At 70.4% G+C, this 16529-nt stretch carries 16 protein-coding genes; 7 read left to right on the top strand and 9 right to left on the bottom strand.

The window, feature by feature from the left end; translation table 11 throughout:
• Positions 1–2: 2 nt before the first annotated feature.
• The gene (gene rfbB / locus GFH29_RS17980; protein WP_153325128.1) at positions 3–1001 is read right to left on the bottom strand and encodes a dTDP-glucose 4,6-dehydratase; all 999 of its coding nucleotides are present in this window, start codon (positions 999–1001) and stop codon (positions 3–5) included.
• A gap of 97 nt (positions 1002–1098) precedes the next feature.
• On the opposite strand from rfbB, the gene rfbA reads away from it, so the two are divergent.
• On the top strand, positions 1099–1968 hold the full coding sequence (gene rfbA / locus GFH29_RS17975) for a glucose-1-phosphate thymidylyltransferase RfbA (protein ID WP_153325127.1): 870 nt from the start codon (positions 1099–1101) through the stop codon (positions 1966–1968).
• A 47-nt stretch (positions 1969–2015) separates the two neighbouring features.
• Here the strand turns inward: rfbA and GFH29_RS17970 are convergent, their stop codons facing one another.
• From GFH29_RS17970 to galE, 4 genes are all read right to left on the bottom strand, one after another.
• Complete coding sequence (locus GFH29_RS17970) at positions 2016–3440, bottom strand: sugar transferase (protein WP_228387594.1); 1425 nt, start codon at positions 3438–3440, stop codon at positions 2016–2018.
• A gap of 228 nt (positions 3441–3668) precedes the next feature.
• Positions 3669–4610 carry a GDP-mannose 4,6-dehydratase gene (locus GFH29_RS17965; RefSeq protein WP_153325125.1) on the bottom strand — a complete coding sequence of 314 codons (942 nt, stop codon included), beginning with the start codon at positions 4608–4610 and terminating at the stop codon, positions 3669–3671.
• Positions 4611–4621: 11 nt separating this feature from the next.
• Positions 4622–5605: a GDP-mannose 4,6-dehydratase gene (gene gmd, locus GFH29_RS17960; RefSeq protein ID WP_153325124.1), complete on the bottom strand. Its 984-nt coding sequence runs from the start codon at positions 5603–5605 to the stop codon at positions 4622–4624.
• A gap of 301 nt (positions 5606–5906) precedes the next feature.
• Positions 5907–6881, bottom strand: a complete 975-nt coding sequence (gene galE / locus GFH29_RS17955) for a UDP-glucose 4-epimerase GalE (protein WP_153325123.1) — start codon at positions 6879–6881, stop codon at positions 5907–5909.
• A gap of 98 nt (positions 6882–6979) precedes the next feature.
• Between galE and GFH29_RS17950 the strand changes: the two genes are divergently transcribed.
• The 6 genes from GFH29_RS17950 to GFH29_RS17925 all read left to right on the top strand — a co-directional run bounded on the left by GFH29_RS17950 (position 6980) and on the right by GFH29_RS17925 (position 12358).
• Positions 6980–7912: a glucosyl-3-phosphoglycerate synthase gene (locus GFH29_RS17950; protein WP_153325122.1), complete on the top strand. Its 933-nt coding sequence runs from the start codon at positions 6980–6982 to the stop codon at positions 7910–7912.
• Positions 7909–8772 (top strand): dihydropteroate synthase, encoded by an 864-nt coding sequence (gene folP, locus GFH29_RS17945; protein ID WP_228387593.1) that lies wholly within the window; start codon positions 7909–7911, stop codon positions 8770–8772. Before GFH29_RS17950 ends, folP begins: the two co-directional genes overlap by 4 nt.
• A complete protein-coding gene (locus tag GFH29_RS17940; RefSeq protein ID WP_153325121.1) occupies positions 8769–9269 on the top strand; it encodes a hypothetical protein in 501 nt (166 codons plus the stop codon). Before folP ends, GFH29_RS17940 begins: the two co-directional genes overlap by 4 nt.
• Positions 9257–9949 (top strand): dihydrofolate reductase family protein, encoded by a 693-nt coding sequence (locus GFH29_RS17935; protein ID WP_153325120.1) that lies wholly within the window; start codon positions 9257–9259, stop codon positions 9947–9949. The genes GFH29_RS17940 and GFH29_RS17935 overlap by 13 nt, the downstream gene beginning before the upstream one ends.
• A gap of 159 nt (positions 9950–10108) precedes the next feature.
• The gene (locus tag GFH29_RS17930) at positions 10109–10513 is read left to right on the top strand and encodes a hypothetical protein (RefSeq protein WP_153325119.1); all 405 of its coding nucleotides are present in this window, start codon (positions 10109–10111) and stop codon (positions 10511–10513) included.
• A 141-nt stretch (positions 10514–10654) separates the two neighbouring features.
• Positions 10655–12358, top strand: coding sequence for a DUF4012 domain-containing protein (locus tag GFH29_RS17925; RefSeq protein WP_153325118.1), 1704 nt, complete (start codon positions 10655–10657; stop codon positions 12356–12358).
• Positions 12359–12533: 175 nt separating this feature from the next.
• On the opposite strand, the gene GFH29_RS17920 is transcribed toward GFH29_RS17925, so the two are convergent.
• The 4 genes from GFH29_RS17920 to GFH29_RS17905 all read right to left on the bottom strand — a co-directional run bounded on the left by GFH29_RS17920 (position 12534) and on the right by GFH29_RS17905 (position 16390).
• Positions 12534–13442, bottom strand: a complete 909-nt coding sequence (locus GFH29_RS17920) for a metallophosphoesterase family protein (protein WP_153325117.1) — start codon at positions 13440–13442, stop codon at positions 12534–12536.
• Entirely contained in the window at positions 13439–14065 is a 627-nt protein-coding gene (locus GFH29_RS17915) for a hypothetical protein (protein WP_153325116.1), read from the bottom strand. Before GFH29_RS17915 ends, GFH29_RS17920 begins: the two co-directional genes overlap by 4 nt.
• 18 nt (positions 14066–14083) lie before the next feature.
• A complete protein-coding gene (locus tag GFH29_RS17910; protein ID WP_153325115.1) occupies positions 14084–14230 on the bottom strand; it encodes a hypothetical protein in 147 nt (48 codons plus the stop codon).
• Between the two features lie 630 nt (positions 14231–14860).
• Positions 14861–16390, bottom strand: coding sequence for a hypothetical protein (locus GFH29_RS17905; RefSeq protein WP_153325114.1), 1530 nt, complete (start codon positions 16388–16390; stop codon positions 14861–14863).
• Between the last annotated feature and the right edge of the window lie 139 nt (positions 16391–16529).

Genomic DNA, 16529 nt, shown 5'->3' with positions numbered 1-16529 from the left:
CCTCACTGGCCCTTCGAGGCGTAGGCGGACTCGACGGCGTCCTTCGCCGGGCGCCACCAGTCCTCGTGCTCGACGTACCACTCGATGGTGCGGGCGAGACCCTCCTCGAAGTCGGCGAAGGAGGGCTTCCAGCCGAGCTCGGTGCGCAGCTTGGTCGAGTCGATCGCGTAGCGCAGGTCGTGGCCGGCGCGGTCCGTGACGTGCTCAAAGTCGTCCTCGGGGCGGCCGAAGTGGCGCAGGATCTGCTGCACGACCTCGAGGTTGTTGCGCTCGCCGTCGGCGCCGATCAGATAGGTCTCGCCGATCCGCCCCTCGTTGAGGATGGTCCACACCGCGGAGGAGTGGTCGTCGGCGTGGATCCAGTCGCGCACGTTGAGCCCGGCGCCGTAGAGCTTGGGGCGGCCGCCGGCGATCACGTTGGTGATCTGGCGCGGGATGAACTTCTCGATGTGCTGCCAGGGTCCGTAGTTGTTGGAGCAGTTCGACAGCGTCGCCTGCACCCCGAAGCTGCGCACCCAGGCACGCACGAGGTGGTCGGAGCCTGCCTTGGAGGCGGAGTAGGGGCTGGAGGGGTTGTAGGCGGTGGACTCGGTGAACCGCTCGGGGTCGTCGAGCTCGAGGTCGCCGTACACCTCGTCGGTGGAGATGTGGTGGAACCGGGTCCCGGCCTTGCGGACTGCTTCCAGGAGGGTGAAGGTGCCGATCAGGTTGGTGCGGATGAACGGGGAGGGGTCTGTCAGCGAGTTGTCGTTGTGGGACTCCGCGGCGTAGTGCACGACCGCGTCGTGCTCACCGATCAGCGGCTCGACGATCTCCGGGTCGGCGATGTCGCCGACGACCAGGCGGACCCGATCGGCCGGGAGCGCCGCGAGCGATTCCTTGCTCGCCGCATAGGTGAGCTTGTCGAGGACGGTCACCGTGACGTCCGTCCGGTCCATCAAGTAGTGGACGAAGTTGGAGCCGATGAACCCGGCGCCTCCGGTCACGAGAATGCGTTCCATGAGGTGATCCTAGGGATCTCTGACTAGGTGGTGTGACGCTGGCACCATGGATGAGCCATCTCACGCCGGAACAGCTCAATGGCCCTAGGGTTGCGTCATGCGGGGAATCATTTTGGCAGGCGGCACGGGTTCGCGACTTCATCCGATCACGTTGGGGGTGAGCAAGCAGCTGGTGCCGGTCTATGACAAGCCGATGATCTATTATCCGCTCTCGACGCTGATGCTGGCGGGGATCCAGGACGTGCTGGTCATCAATACCCCGCACGAGGCGCCGATGTTCGAGCGCCTGCTCGGCGACGGCTCGCAGTTCGGCATCAACGTCACCTATGCCGTGCAGCCGAGCCCGGACGGGCTCGCGCAGGCGTTCCTGATCGGCGAGGAGCACATCGGCTCGGAGGTCTCCGGGCTGGTGCTCGGCGACAACCTCTTCTATGGCGCCGGGCTGGGCTCTCGGCTGCGGCGGTTCGAGAATCTCGAGGGCGCAGCGGTCTTCGGCTATCGGGTCGCGGACCCGACGTCCTACGGCGTCGTGGAGTTCGATGAGGCTGGCCGGGCCATCTCCTTGGAGGAGAAGCCGGCGCAGCCGAAGAGCAACTACGCGGTGCCGGGGCTGTACTTCTACGACTCCGAGGTCGTTGAGCACGCGAAGTGTTTGAAGCCCTCGGATCGGGGCGAACTCGAGATCACCGACCTCAACCGGATCTACCTCGAGCAGGGTCGACTGCAGGTGGAGGTGCTGCCGCGCGGCGCGGCGTGGCTCGACACGGGCACGATCGACGATCTGCACGACGCCAGTAACTTCGTGCGGGCCATCGAGCACCGGCAAGGCCAGAAGATCGGAGCTCCGGAGGAGGTCGCCTGGCGGATGGGCTTCATCGACGACGCCGGCCTGGCGGCGCGCGCCGAGCGGCTGATGAAGAGCGGATACGGCGCCTACCTGATGGATCTGCTGGCGCAGGAAGGCTGATCAGCGGCCGGGCCCGGGACCGCTAGTTCCTGGGCCCGGCCGATCCGTCAATAGGCGCCACGGCTGCTGAAGACTGCGCCGACCGTGCGCACCAGGATTGAGAGGTCCTGCACCATCGACCAGTTGTCGACGTAGTAGAGGTCGAGACGGATCGCCTCGCTCCAGGACAGATCCGAGCGCCCGGACACCTGCCAGAGGCCCGTCAGTCCCGGCCGCACATGGAGCCGGCGTGCGGTGTCGGCGCCGTAGCCGGCGACCTCGAGCGGAAGGGGCGGGCGGGGACCGACCAGGCTCATGTCGCCGCGCAGGACGTTGACCAGCTGCGGGAGCTCGTCGATCGAGAGCCGTCGCATCCACTTCCCGGGCTTGGTGATCCGGGGATCGTCCTTCATCTTGAACAGTCCGCCGTCGTAGCCCTGCTCCTCGTGGAGTCGCTTCAGGATCTCCTCGGCGTTGGTCACCATCGTGCGGAACTTGAGGCAGCTGAACTCAGCCCCGTCGCGCCCGATGCGGGTCTGGCGGAAGAGCACCGGGCCCTTGTCGAAGCGCTTGATCTGCAGGGCGGCGATCGCGAAGATCGGGCTCAGCATCGCGATCAGGCAGGCCGAGCCGATGACGTCGAACGTGCGCTTGCCCCAGCGGGATGCGTCGCTCCACGCCGGGGGGTCGATGTGCATGAGCGGCAGTCCGCCCACCGGGCGGACGTTGACCCGCTCGCTGGAGATGTCGGTGACGTTGGGCGCCACGACGACCTGCACGTCGTGGTGCTCGAGGTCCCAGACCACCTGGCGCATCTGGTTGGCGGAGCCGAGTGCACCGCCGGCGAAGAAGATGACGTCGGCACCGGACTCGACGACCACGGCGGTGGCGTCGTCGGAGTTGCCGAGCACGGGAACGCCGAGTTGGGTCTCCTCGGACAGGTCGTGCGCCGGGGTCAGGCACCCGACGACCTGGTAGCCCAACCACGGCTCGCGGCGCAGGACGCCGGCCACCTCGTCGACGTGGGAGGGCGAGCCGGCGATCAGCACCCGGTGGCGCAGCACGCCGCGGCGCCGAGCGCTGTGCAGCGCGCGGCGCAGTGCGAAGCGACCGAGGAGCAGGGCCGGCGCGCCGAGGGCGAAGGCGAGCAGGAAGAAACCTCGGCTGAGCTCGAAGCTGGCGAGGTAGCAGCCGACCCCGAGCAGGCCCCCGGTCGCGAGCGTCGCGTTGAGGACCCGCTTGTACTCATCCGGACCGACGCCGAAGAGGGACTTCTCGTAGCCGCCGCCGAGCGAGATCACTGCCAGCCAGCCGGCGACCATCACCGGGCCGACGACGGCCAGGCTCGCGGAGACGTCGGCGGCGCTGTTGAAGAACCCGAGGTGCTCCCGCCCGAGGGTGGCCAACGTGGTCACCGCGGTCACGATCGCGAGATCGATGACGAGCGCCGTGGCTGGCAGGTAGCGAAGCGCCCTGCTGGGCGACGCCTTCACCACACGCGTCTGTTGTTCACTGGACAGAACCGTCACCTATTGCTCCCGCAAGGCGTCCCCAGTACGCCGTATCCCCGTTTATGCCCCGTTTTAGGCCGTCCGGTCACCATTGTGAGCGTTTGCGCGTGCGTGTGCACAAAATCCCGCCAAGTGGGTCGAGTGTCACCTCGGGCGGTGGGTGTGCTTGTCGATATTCGGGTGGTGGCCTCGACGGGCCGGACCCTACGGCTAGTCGAGGTCGGCGTCGACGAGGCGGGTGATGACGTCGTGGAAGGTGGCGGTGGGGTGCCAGCCGATCGCCGCGCGGATCTTGGAGGAGTCGCCGACGAGCTCGGCGGCGTCGGTGGGGCGCACGAGGGTCTGGTCCACCTCGACGAGGCGCTCCCAGTCGTCGATCCTCACGTGTGCGAAGGCGGTCGCCACCAGCTCACGCACCGAGTGGCTCTCGCCGGTCGCCACGACGTAGTCGTCGGCGTGCTCGGCGCGGGCGCTGCGCACCATCGCGTCGACGTAGTCGGGGGCCCAGCCCCAGTCGCGGCGCGCGTCGAGGTTGCCGAGCCGGAGCACATCGGCGCGGCCCTGCGCGATCGCGGCGACGGCCGAGGTGATCTTGCGGGTCACGAACTGCGCCGGGCGCCGCGGCGACTCGTGGTTGTAGAGCACCAGGCCCGAGGCGTGCAGACCGCGCGCGCGGTAGACCCCCACCAGGTGGTGGGCGTAGGCCTTCGCGGCGCCGTACGGGTTGACCGGGCGGACCGGGGTCGACTCGTCCTGGGGGGAGCGGCACGGCGAGCCGAAGATCTCCGCGCTCGAGGCCTGCACGAACCGCACCTCGGTCCCGCTCGCCTCCTGGGCCAGCCACGCCGACTCCAGCAGTCCGGCGACCGCGAGGCCGTTGACCCGGGCCACCAGGCCGGGCTCGGCCCAGGAGCGGGCCACCGAGCTGATCGCCGCGAGGTTGTAGAGCTCGTCGGGCACCAGGTCGCGCACGAGCGCCCGGGTGCGCTCGGTGTCGGTGACGTCGCAGGCGTGCAGGGTGACGCCGGGCCGCTCCGGGAGCGGTTCGTCGGGGTGCACCAGCGCGTGCACCTCCAGTCCCTCCGCGACCAAACGCTCGGCGAGGTAGCTGCCGTCCTGGCCGCCGACGCCGGTGATCAGCGCCCGCCTCACTGCCTGACCTGTCACTTCCAGCCCTCGCGCGCGGCGGCGAGGTCGGCCTCCACCATCAGTGCGACCAGCTCGGGAAACGTGACGCTCGGCTTCCAGCCGAGCACCTCACGGGCCTTGGCGGCATCGCCCACCAGGGTGTCGACCTCGGCGGGGCGCATGAAGCGGGGGTCCTGGCGCACGTAGGGCGTCCAGTCGGCGATGCCGACGTGGGCGAAGGCGAGGTCGAGGAAGTCGCGGATCGAGTGGGTCTCCCCGGTCGCGATCACGTAGTCGTCGGCGACCTCCTGCTGGAGCATCAGCCACATCGCCTCGACGTAGTCGCCGGCGTAGCCCCAATCGCGCTCGGCGTCGAGGTTGCCCATCACCAGCTCGTCCTGCATGCCGAGCTTGATCCGGGCCACGGCCCGGCTGATCTTGCGGGTGACGAACTCCGGGCCACGGCGCGGCGACTCGTGGTTGAACAGGATCCCCGAGCTGGCGTGCATGCCGTAGGACTCGCGGTAGTTGATGGTCATGTAGTGCCCGAAGACCTTGCTCACGCCGTACGGCGAGCGCGGCCACAGCAGGGTGCGCTCGTGCTGCGGGGTCTCCTGCACCTTGCCGAACATCTCCGAGCTCGACGCCTGGTAGAAGCGGATGTGCGCCGGGTCGTCGCCGGTGTGCAGGCGCACCGCCTCGAGCATGTTGAGCACGCCCTTGGCGGTCACGTCGGTGGTCAGCTGCGCGTTCTCCCACGAGTAGGCCACGAACGACACCGCGCCGAGGTTGTAGACCTCGTCGGGCGCGGAGTCGCGCAGCGCGCGCAGCAGGCTGGAGGTGTCGGTCAGGTCGCCGTGGTGCAGGCGCACGTCGGGCAGCAGGTTTTCCACCAGCTCGCGCTTGGGGTTGTTCTGGCCGCGGATGACGCCGTGGACGTCGTACCCCTTGGCGAGCAGCAGCTCGGCGAGGTAGAGGCCGTCCTGGCCGGTGATCCCGGTGATGAGCGCGGTGGGCATGGGCGGATCATGCCAGTTCACCCAGGCACTCCCGGTGCGGCGCTCAGGTCGCGTGGAAGCGGCTGCGGCACTGGCACGCCCAGCCGTGGTCGGTCGGCGCGCCGCACGGCACCCGGGGCGCACGCGCCCCCGGCAGCAGGCCGCGCAGCCGCTCGCTCGCCGGCAGCGGGTGCTGTACATCGTGTCCGCAGCGCGTGCAGCGGCTGTGTTCCCCCATGAGGCCTCCCTCGGTCGCGCACAGCATGCGCCCGCCGGGAGCCGCCTCGCCGGTTATTCGGGGATCGCCGCGGCAGCTACCTCATTAGGGGTAGCCGTCGCCCGCCGCCTGGCGGGCCGCCCAGGCGCTGGCGACCATCGCGCGCAGGTCGTGGCGCATCACCCAGTCGAGGTCGCGGGCGGCCAGCTCGCCGGTCGCCACGATCCGGGCCGGGTCACCGGGCCGGCGCGGCTGCACCTCGGGGGTGAAGTCGATGCCGGTGACCTCGCGGATCGCGTCCATGATCTCGCGCACCGACGCCCCGTGGCCGCTGCCCAGGTTGTAGACCCGCTCCACCGGCTCGCCGGCGGCGAGGCGGCGTGCGGCCGCGACGTGGGAGATCGCCAGGTCCTGCACGTGCACGTAGTCGCGCACGCAGGTGCCGTCGGGGGTCGCGTAGTCGTCGCCGAAGATCTTGGGGGTCTTGCCGTGGAACAGCGCCTCGAAGACCAGCGGGAAGAGATTGTGCGGGCTGGTGTCGTAGAGCTCGGGGGCGCCGGAGCCGACCACGTTGAAGTAGCGCAGCGAGGTGTGCCGCAGCCCGGAGGCCCGGCCTGCGTCGCGCAGGATCCACTCGCCGATCAGCTTGGACTCGCCGTACGGCGACTCCGGCGCCGTCGGGGTCTGCTCGGTGACCAGGTCGACGTCGGGGGTGCCGAACGTCGCGGCGGAGGAGGAGAACACCATCTGCTCGACGCCCGCGGCCTCCATCGCCCGCAGCAGGTGCACCGTGCCGGTGACGTTCTGCTCGTAGGTGTGGAGCGGTCGGCTGACCGAGACGCCGGCGTACTTGAACCCGGCCAGGTGCACGACGCCCTCGACGTCGTGCTCGCGCAGGAATGCGGTCACCGCCTCGGTGTCGAGGATCGAGGCGCGCAGGAACGGCACGTCGTCGGGGACGAACGAGGCCACCCCCGAGGAGAGGTCGTCGACGACCACCGGCGCGATGCCGGCCTCGCGGAAGGCGCGCACGACGTGCGAGCCGATGTAGCCCGCACCTCCGGTGACCAGCCAGCTCATGTGTTGTCGTCCTCTCGATCGCGGACCGGTCACGATAGCGGCCGGGTGTGCCGCGGCCCCGTCCGCCACCCCGCCCGCCGCGTCGCTACCCTCGCCGGGTGAGCTGGTCCGCGCGCAACACCCACCGCTGGGACGAGTGGACGCTCCCCGAGCTGCTCGCCGCGAAGGGCGAGCAGCGGGTCAGCCTGGTGGTGCCGGCCCGCAACGAGGCGCGGACCGTCGGCGAGGTGGTCGCCCGGGTGCGCGAGCAGCTGGTCGCCCCGCTCGGCGAGACCGGCGCGCTGGTCGACGAGATCGTGGTCATCGACTCCGACTCCACCGACGACACCTTCGCCGTGGCCGCCGACGCCGGCGCCGCGGTGCACCGCGCCGCGGAGATCCGCCCCGACCTCGGCGCCCGGCCCGGCAAGGGCGAGGCGATGTGGAAGTCGCTGTTCGTCACCACCGGTGACCTGGTGGTGTTCATGGACGCCGACCTGCTCGACTGGGACACCCACTTCGTGCCCGGCCTGCTCGGCCCGCTGCTCACCCGCCCCGAGGTGCAGCTGGTCAAGGGCTTCTACGCCCGCCCCGGTCTCGACGAGGCGACCGGCGCGTCCACGCCGTACGCCGGGGGGCGGGTGACCGAGCTCGTCGCCCGCCCGCTGATCGCGCTGCTGTTCCCGCCGCTGGCCGGGCTGGTGCAGCCGCTGGCGGGGGAGTGGGCGGTGCGCCGCGACCACTTCGCCTCGCTGTCGGTGCCCACCGGCTATGCCGTCGAGCTGGCCGCGCTCATCGACACCTGGCGCACCCACGACCTGGACGCGATCGCGCAGGTCGACCTCGGCAGCCGCTCGCACTCCCACCAGGGCCTGCACGACCTCGGGGCGATGGCCACCCAGATCCTCACCGCCGGCTGGGCCCGCTCCTCGCACAGCCACCACGCAGAGACCATCCCGCTCACCCAGTTCCTGCCCGGGGCGGTGCCGACCGTGCGCGAGGTGCCGGTGACCGAGCGACCGCCCGCCGCCCCCCTGCTGGAGACCCCGTGACCCTGCGACTGAGACGACACGACTTCACCGACGACGCCACCTTGATGATGGCGATCGTCAACCGCACCCCCGACTCCTTCTACGACCGCGGCGCGACCTGGGCCGAGGACAAGGCGTTCGAGCGGGTCGCCAGCGTGGTCGCCCAGGGCGCCGAGATCGTCGACATCGGCGGCATCAAGGCCGCCCCCGGCGTGGAGATCGACGCCGCCGAGGAGCGCTCCCGCGTCGTCGACTTCGTGGCCCGGGTCCGCGCGGCCTACCCGTCGCTGGTGATCTCGGTGGACACCTGGCGCGCCTCGGTCGGCGACGCGGTGTGCGCGGCCGGCGCCGACGTGCTCAACGACGCCTGGGGCGGCGCGGACCCCGAGCTGGTCGACGTCGCCGCCCAGCACGGCGCCGCGATCATCTGCACCCACACCGGCGGCGCCCGGCCGCGCACCCGCCCGTTCCGGGTGGAGTACGACGACGTGGTGCGCGCCGCGATCGACGACACCTGTGCCTACGCGGAGCGGGCGCTGGCGGCCGGGGTGGCGCGGGAGTCGATCGTGATCGACCCGGCCCACGACTTCGGCAAGAACACCCGCCACTCCCTCGAGCTCACCCGCCGCCTCGGCGAGATGGTCGCGACCGGCTGGCCGGTGCTCGTCTCGCTGTCCAACAAGGACTTCGTCGGCGAGACCCTCGACCTGCCGGTCGGCGAGCGGCTGGTCGGCACCCTGGCCGCGACCGCGGTCTGCGCCCTGGCCGGCGCCCGGATCTACCGCGTGCACGAGGTCGTGGAGACCCGCCAGACCGTCGACATGGTCTCCTCGATCGCCGGGCGCCGCGCGCCGGCACGCGCCATCCGGGGGCTGGCATGAGCACCCGGATCGTGCTGGTGCCCGGCACCCTCGCGCTGCTGCCCGAGCACGACTCGCTCGTCGACCCGGTCCCCGAGCTGCGCGCCGCCTGCCTGGCCGCGGTGGCCTGGCTGGGTGCACCCGACGAGGTGCTGGCCGACGACCAGGGACGCCGGGTCGCCGACGCGCTGCTCGCCGCGGCCGGGGTCACCGAGCGGGCCCCGGGCGTCGAGCGGGCGGTGCTGGTCGTCGGCAACGGCAGCGCCACCCGCAGCGAGAAGGCGCCCGGCCACCTCGACGACCGCGCGCTCGCCTTCGACGTGGCGCTCGGCGCCGCGTTGCGACGCGGCGACCTGAGTGGGCTGGACCTCTCCCTGGCCGACGAGCTCTGGGCGCGCCTCGGCGGGATCCCCGCCCTCGTCGGCCTGCTCGAGCCGGGCGCCGAGGCCAGTGTCGACCACGACGCCGCGCCATACGGCGTGCAGTGGTGGGTGATGAGGTGGACGTGCGGGTCCTGATCGGCGACCCGGACTCGTCGCTGGAGGAGCTCTACGCCCCGCCGCGGCTGCCCTGGCTGCGCGCCAACATGGTGAGCAGCCTCGACGGCGCGGCCACCGGCGCCGACGGGCGCAGCGGCAGCATCAACAACGCCGCCGACAAGCAGGTCTTCGACCTGCTGCGCGACACCTGCGACGCGGTGCTGGTCGGTGCCGGCACCGCCCGCGCCGAGGGGTACGGCCCCGCCGCGGCACCGGTCGTGGTGGTCAGCCGCAGCGGCTCGGTGCCACCGACCCTGCGCACAGCCGGGCCCGGGCGGGTGCTGCTGGCCACCTGCGCAGGGGCTCCCGGGCTGGACCAGGCGACGGCCCTGCTGGGGGCCGAGCAGGTGCTCGTCTGCGGGGACGACGAGGTGGACCTCGCCGCCCTGGTCGACCGACTGCACGCCCGAGGGCTGCGGCACCTGCTCTGCGAGGGCGGCCCGAGCCTGCTGGCGGACCTGCTGACCGACGGGCTGGTCGACGAGCTCGACGCGACGTATGTGCCGCTGCTGGTGGGCGGGGCTGGGCCGCGGATCACCCACGGCTCCGCGGTCGCGGTGACGGGCTCTCCGCGGCTGCTGCTCGAGCAGGAAGGGACCCTGCTCGGTCGTTGGTGGCTGCGCGAGGCAGACGACGGAAACGCCGGCGCGCGACGTTAATCGCTGGTAACTTCGGCGGTCCCTGGCGTTAAAGCCCGGTGTGATCCCCGTCAAATCGTGGGATGGATGCACATCACATCCAAAAGGTGTGCTTAGGTTTGTGGTACGGACCTATACGGCACACGCCCTCCAGTGCCAAGAAAACCGGGGAGAATACCTATGAAGAAGCTCATCGCAGGCCTGTTCGCGGCCATCCTGACCACCGCCGGCCTGGTTGCGGTTTCCTCCGCTCCGGCGCAGGCCGCCTGCCAGAAGGGCTACGCCTGCGTCAAGACCAGCACGAAGGTGAGCTCGAACGGCTCGATCCGTCGTGGTCAGCGCGCCACCATCACGATCACCCTTTCCGCCAAGGGCAACATCGCGCCCAAGGGCACCTACACGGTCCGTTTCGTCGGCGCCGGTGCCGGTGCGAAGCAGACGATCAAGGTCAGCCGCGCCGGGAAGTTCACGGCTCGCTCGGGCGTCGCGAAGCGCAAGGGCAAGATCCGCGCGATCGTTTCGTTCAAGGGTGCCAAGTACGTCGGCAACTCCAGCGGTGGCGCGAAGATCAACGTTCGCCGCTGACGAACATCTGAAGCTCGTCAAGAACCCCGCGGCATGCCGCGGGGTTCTTGCATTTCTGGGACGCATTCGCGGCGGATGCATGTGATCAATAGGATGACGGTCATGCGTTCCCGACGGCGGTGGCTTTGGCCTGTCCTGTTCGTGGCTCTCGTCATCGGCGCGTGGGGGGCGTGGGCCGCGTGGCAGGCCTGGAAGGTCTACGGCGACCTCAACGTCGCGGTCGAGAAGGTCGAGGAGATCGGGCTGGCCGCCGAGGCCGGCGACTCCGCGCGCATGCAGTCCGCGCTCGAGGACCTGCGCGAGGCGGGTGACACCGCCCGCGACCGCACCGACGGTCTGGGGTGGACGGCGCTGACCTGGCTCCCGGTCGTGGGCGACGACGCCCGCGGCGTCCGCGCCGTGGCCGAGGTGGTCAGCGACCTGGGCGCCGACGGCGTGGAGCCGATGGTCCAGGCCTCAGATGGCCTCGACGGGCTCGCACCGCGCGACGCGCGCGTCGACGTCGACGCGCTCGTCGAGCTGCGCGACCCGGTCGCGCAGGCCTCCACCGCCCTCTCCGCCGCCTCGGCGCGGCTCGCGGAGGAGGACCCCGTGGGCTACGTCGGCCGGTTCAAGACGAAGTACCGCGCGCTCGCCGCGGTGGTCCGCGACGCCGACCACGCGCTGTCCTCGGTCGACACCGCGCTGGCGGTGCTGCCGACGATGCTGGGGGCCGACCGTCCGCGCAACCACTTGCTGGTCTTCCAGAACAATGCCGAGATCCGCGCCACGGGCGGCCTGCCCGGCGCGGTCACCCTCGCCACCGCCCAGGACGGACGGGTCGAGTTGGCGCGTCAGGTGGCAGGTAACTCCTTCGAGGCACTCCAGAGACCTGTGGGTCCCTTGACCCGGGCCGAGCAGCAGCTCTACGGGTCGCTCCTCGGCACACACATGATCAACGCAAACTTCACGCCCGATTTCCCACGCACCGCCGAGTTGATCAAGGCCCGTTGGGAGCTGGCCTATCCGGAGACCATCGACAGCGTCCTGTCCCTGGATCCCGTCGCGCTGTCCTACGTGCTGAAGGCGACCGGCCCGGTCACCGTGCGCGACGTTGAGCTCACCGCTGACAACATTGTCGACGAGTTGCTGCACGAGGTCTATCTGCGCTATGAGGACCCCGCCGAGCAGGACGAGTTCTTCCGCGAGGTGGCGCGTACGACGTTCGAGCGGATCTCCTCGGGCGGCGGCGACGTCCGCGCGCTGATGAGTGGCCTGGCCCGCGGTGCCGACGAGGGTCGGATCTTCGTGCACTCCTTCGCCGACGTCGAGCAGCAGGCGCTGACCGGCAGTGACGTCGCCGGGGAGTTCATCACCGACCCGGCCGCCGACCCGCAGGTCACCGTCACCCTCAACGACCTGACGATGAGCAAGATGTCCTACTTCCTCGATTACGACGTCAGCGTCACCGCCACCCACTGCGGCGGTGGGCGTCAGGCCTACACCGGGCACATGCGGATTGCCTCCAGCGCCCCCGACGACGCCGCGTCGCTGCCCGCCTACATCACCGGTGCCGGGTCGTCCCCGGCCGACCCGGGCTCGCAGTTCGTGATGATCAGGCTCTACTCGCCGGCAGGCGGCGAGGTCTCCGGTGTCAAGCTCGACGCGATGAACATCGACGACCAGGCGATCGACCAGGACGGCCGCAAGATCGCCGAGATCCAGCTTGCGCTCGAGCCTGGCCAGGAGAGCAACATCCGCTGGACGATGAAGTCGGGCGCCGACCAGACCGGCGATACCGAGATCCAGGTGACCCCCGGCGTGCGGGCCGGCGCGAAGTCCTCGGTGGCGCGCAGCGCCTGCTGATCCTCAGTGGGACGCCGGACTTCGGGCCTGAACCCTGTGCGCCGGCGAGAGGACGACGCCGGCTCCCGCCACCCTGTGAGGGCGGCGGGAGCCGGCTTTGTGTGCAGGTTCCTTATGGTCGGAGCGCTCTATCCCGGCCGAGTGGCGCGAACCCAGACACGGAGTCGCGGAGCAACTAGGACGTGGGAACCAGCGTGACGCGCCGTCCTCCGATGCTCTCCCAGTAGCCGCCGGCGTGGTGGCCGCGCACGCGGACCTCGATTCCGCCCTCGACCTTGGTCAGGTAGAAGGTGTTGATCTGTGACCTGGGAGACTGCGCCACTTCAAGCGGTGCGACTGCGCCCGTGTTGATGTGGGCGATCCCCCGGCTCCCCGTGCTGACCGTGGTCAGCAGCCGGTCGGCGGTCAGGTCGGCGTGGATGTGGGCTGAAAGCCATGCCTTCACGTTCGAGTGGTCGTCGAGCATCTCCAGAACGGCGTTGGAGTTGGAAGTAGCTCCCGTAGTCGCCACGTAGTACCCAGACGTTACCGAGCGCTTGCGGATGGCCGGGTCGGAGGCGGACCCGTTCACCGTGTCATGCATTGGGAAGTGGCAGGCGATCCACACATCTCCGTCTATACCTGCCAAAGTCGAGTCGAGCCGGGCCAGCCGCTCGGAAGTGAACTGCGAGCCGGAGTTATGCGCAGCGGTGTCGGTCCCCGGCAGAACGCCGACGATGGTGACGCCCATCCTCTCGATCTCGGCGGTCCACATCGACCCCGGGAGCCCCAACGCGGCGGCGTGCTCCTCAGGATTTCGGTTGCTGCGGATGTCATGGTTACCGAGGATCGCGTGGAGGGGGGCGTCTCCGTAGTGCCCTCGATGCGCGACATAGAGGTTGTCCTCAGCGTCCGTGGCGTTGTTCGTCAGGTCACCCATGTGCAGGCACGCCGCGACGCGGTCATTGATCCACCGGGTAAGGGGCTGCGCCAGGCCCGCCTCTAGCAGCGCCTTCCGAGAGGCGGCCAGGCTACCGTGGTGCTGGTCGCCTACGACATGGATGGTGCGAGCGAGGTCAGGGATCATTGGGTCGAGAGAGTTCATAGCGGCAGGTACCTCACAGTCGCGGTGACGTCCACCGGATCACCGATAGCGCCGGTCTTGGCGAACTGGGCGGCGACAATGTCGCCCTTCTCCAGCACGTTGTTTGCAAACGGCTGGAAGTCGAAATCGAAGTCGGCCCGCTTGTCCCAGGAGCCGTTGACTGACGAGTCGTTGCGGGTGCTGCGCCCGGCAATGCTGACGCTGCTGTTGCTGCGAACCCGGAGCAAGTTGATTTGCCAGAAATTATCCGCCGACTGGGTGATGCTCATCGGGCCATTCATCTGGACGACGCTGGCGCCGAGCACCTGCAGCCGGAACGGGGCGACCATGATCGCGACCGTCGCGGCCGGCGTCCCCGCGATGAAGCACGAGGCTAGGTGGACGTCCGCCGGCGCACCAACCAGGGCGCCGCGGGCCTCGATCCGTCCGTCGGCCGCTTGCTCAGTCGAGGCATGAAGCGCCGGCTCACTGAGGTAGTAGGGCAGCGCGGCCCACCGGCTCGACCCGTCGCCGATCTTGTGCTTGTCAGTGTCGGTCTCGAACCCGGGCTCACCGGCAGCGAGGACGGGATCTGCCGCCGCCCACTGGGCTGCGGTGCCGCGGCGGAACTTGATGGTGGCCATGTCAACGTCCTCCGTGGTTCATGGTGTGCCGCCGTCGATGATGTCGTCGTCCGGCGAGGCTTGTGCTGGGGATGGTGCGAGTGCGATGGCGGCAGCGCTCGTGCCGAGCAGGGCTGCCAGCAGGCCGCGGCGGGTGCCGCCTGTGGGCTTCGGTTCGCTGCTCACGGCGCACCTCCATCGATGTCACCGTGGGGGGCGGCGCTACCGCCGGGGCCGGGAGGCCCTGCTGGACCCTGCGGCCCGGGCTTTCCGTCCTGCCCTGGGGCCCCATCGTCACCGTCGCGTCCATCAAGGCCAGCGGGGCCAACCGGTCCCAGCGGGCCGATCGGCCCCCTGGGACCGACGCGGTTGATGGCCACCAACGAGGCGCCCTTGGGGCACTTGCTCTTGGCGTTCGCGCCGACGACGACGTTCTTGCGGGTAAGGCAGATCCTGACCTTCGCGACCTTGGGAGCCGCAGCCGGGGCGACCGCAGGTGCGGGATCGGGAGGAGTCGCGATGGCGACGGTCGCTCCGCCGAGACCAAGGCCCACGGCGGCGCACGCAGCCGGCAGGGCAAGTTGTTGGAGGCGCATGGACAGAAGGTTCCGGCGCCAGTGCTGGGCCGCGCAGGTTCTTGCATGGACACGAGCGTGGAGCGCAAACTGAGCGAACGCGGCCCTTCCATGATGATCTCGCCGTCCGCACCCAACGAGGCGGAGAGCGCACTCGCGGATCGTCCGGCGCGCGCGGGAGACCCGCTGCTCGCGCTAGAGGCTCAGGGCAAGTCGCCCATAAACCCACGCAGTGGGTTGGTCAGCGGGCGATGTGGTCGCTGTCGTCCACGACCCGCGCGCCGTTGCGCAGCCACCAGGCGGCGTTGTCGCGGACCGTCTGGGTGAGCGTCTCGTCGGCGACGACGTCGCGCAGGCGGGGGTCGCCGGCCAGTCCCAGGCCCTGCAGGGCGGCGTTGGCGCCGGCGAGGTCGCCGCGCAGCGCCCGCTCGGTCTGGGGCTCCGGGAGCTTCTCTCCGGCCGCGCCCAGCAGGATCATCCCGACCTCGCGGTGCTGGGGGTTCTCGTGGTCGACCCAGGCGCGCGCCGCGTGCGGGATCGATCCGAGGCGGGAGCCCGAGAGCCGGGCGCGCGCTCGCACCACGACGCCCGGGTCCTGGTGGTGGGTGGCGATCTCGGCGATGTGCTCGTGGAGCGGCACCGTGATCGTCGGTAGCCCGGAGAGCAGCGCGAAGGTCGCGTTCGCGCGCACGTCGTACGGGCCGAACGCCGCCTCGAACAGCAGCCGGGCGAGCATCGGCTGGTAGGCGATGTCGACCTGCCGGCACACCATCCGGGCGCGCTCGACGGACTCGGTCCAGACCGCGCTGTTCTCCTCGTCGGCGTAGCGCAGCACCTCCATCCCGAGCGGGGCCGGCGGGTGCGGGGGCTGCCAGTCGCCCAGCCGGCGGCGGTCCTCCAGCGGGATCAGCCGGATCAGGTGGGAGAGGCACTCCCAGTGCGGGGAGCCCGGCTCGGTGTTGTCGTACGCCGCGGCGATGAGGTCCACCAGCGGCACCCAGAAGTCCGGGTCGGAGCTGACCAGCGCCATCTTCTCCAGCGCGATCGTCGCGCTGGCGAAGAGCTGCATGCGCGGCACGTGCAGCTGCCGGGCCAGCCAGAGGGCGGCCTCGGGGCTCGCGTCCTCGGCGAGCACGCTCAGGACGCCGGTGACCATCTGGGCGTGCGGGTCGCTGACGATCTCCTGCACCGCCTCGAGCACCACCGGCCCGTAGCCGCTGCGGCGCAGCAGCGCGAGCGCCTCGTGCCGGATCGGGTAGGCGCGGCCCTGGGACCGGCCCAGCTCGCGCGCCAGCCGGCCGACCAGGGGGACCGCGATCCGGTGGGGGAGGCCCAGCGCGAACGGCTGGGACATCGCGCGGGCCCAGGTCAGCCACTCGCTGCCGTCGGGCTCCCCGTCGAGCACCAGGTCGGTGAGCGCCGAGAGTCCCGCGACCGTGTCGACGACCTGCCCGGGGTCCCGGTCGGTCGGCCCGTTGCCGAAGAGGCGGCACAGCACGTCGGTGGGCCCACGCAGCGCGCCGGCAGGCAGCCCGAGCGCCCGCTCGTAGGCATCGACCACCACCCCGCGTCGTACCCGACCGGTCTCGATGCGGTGCAGCGCGGTCACGTTGGTCTCCACGACCGCCGCCATGTCCTCCAGTCGGTCGAACCGGCCCTCGCCGGCGACCAGGCGTGCCATCCGCAGCAGCCAGCCGATCCGGACGCCGGTGTCGATGGACGGCCCGAGGAGCGGCGTGGTGTCCTCGAGGACGGTGAGCGGTGCGGCCATGCGAAGCGGTCGATTCCTCCTGGTTGGTGGCGACATGTGTCGCACGATCTCCCGACCGTAAACGCGCGTGTCCCGAGCGGAAGAGATTTTACTGAGAGACATCCTTTGCTTTTCTTTTCTCCCCCCCTAAGGGTGATTT

It is taken from the genome of Nocardioides sp. dk884 (assembly GCF_009557055.1).
Classification (GTDB): domain Bacteria; phylum Actinomycetota; class Actinomycetes; order Propionibacteriales; family Nocardioidaceae; genus Nocardioides.
This window is presented reverse-complemented; position numbering and strand designations above follow the sequence as displayed.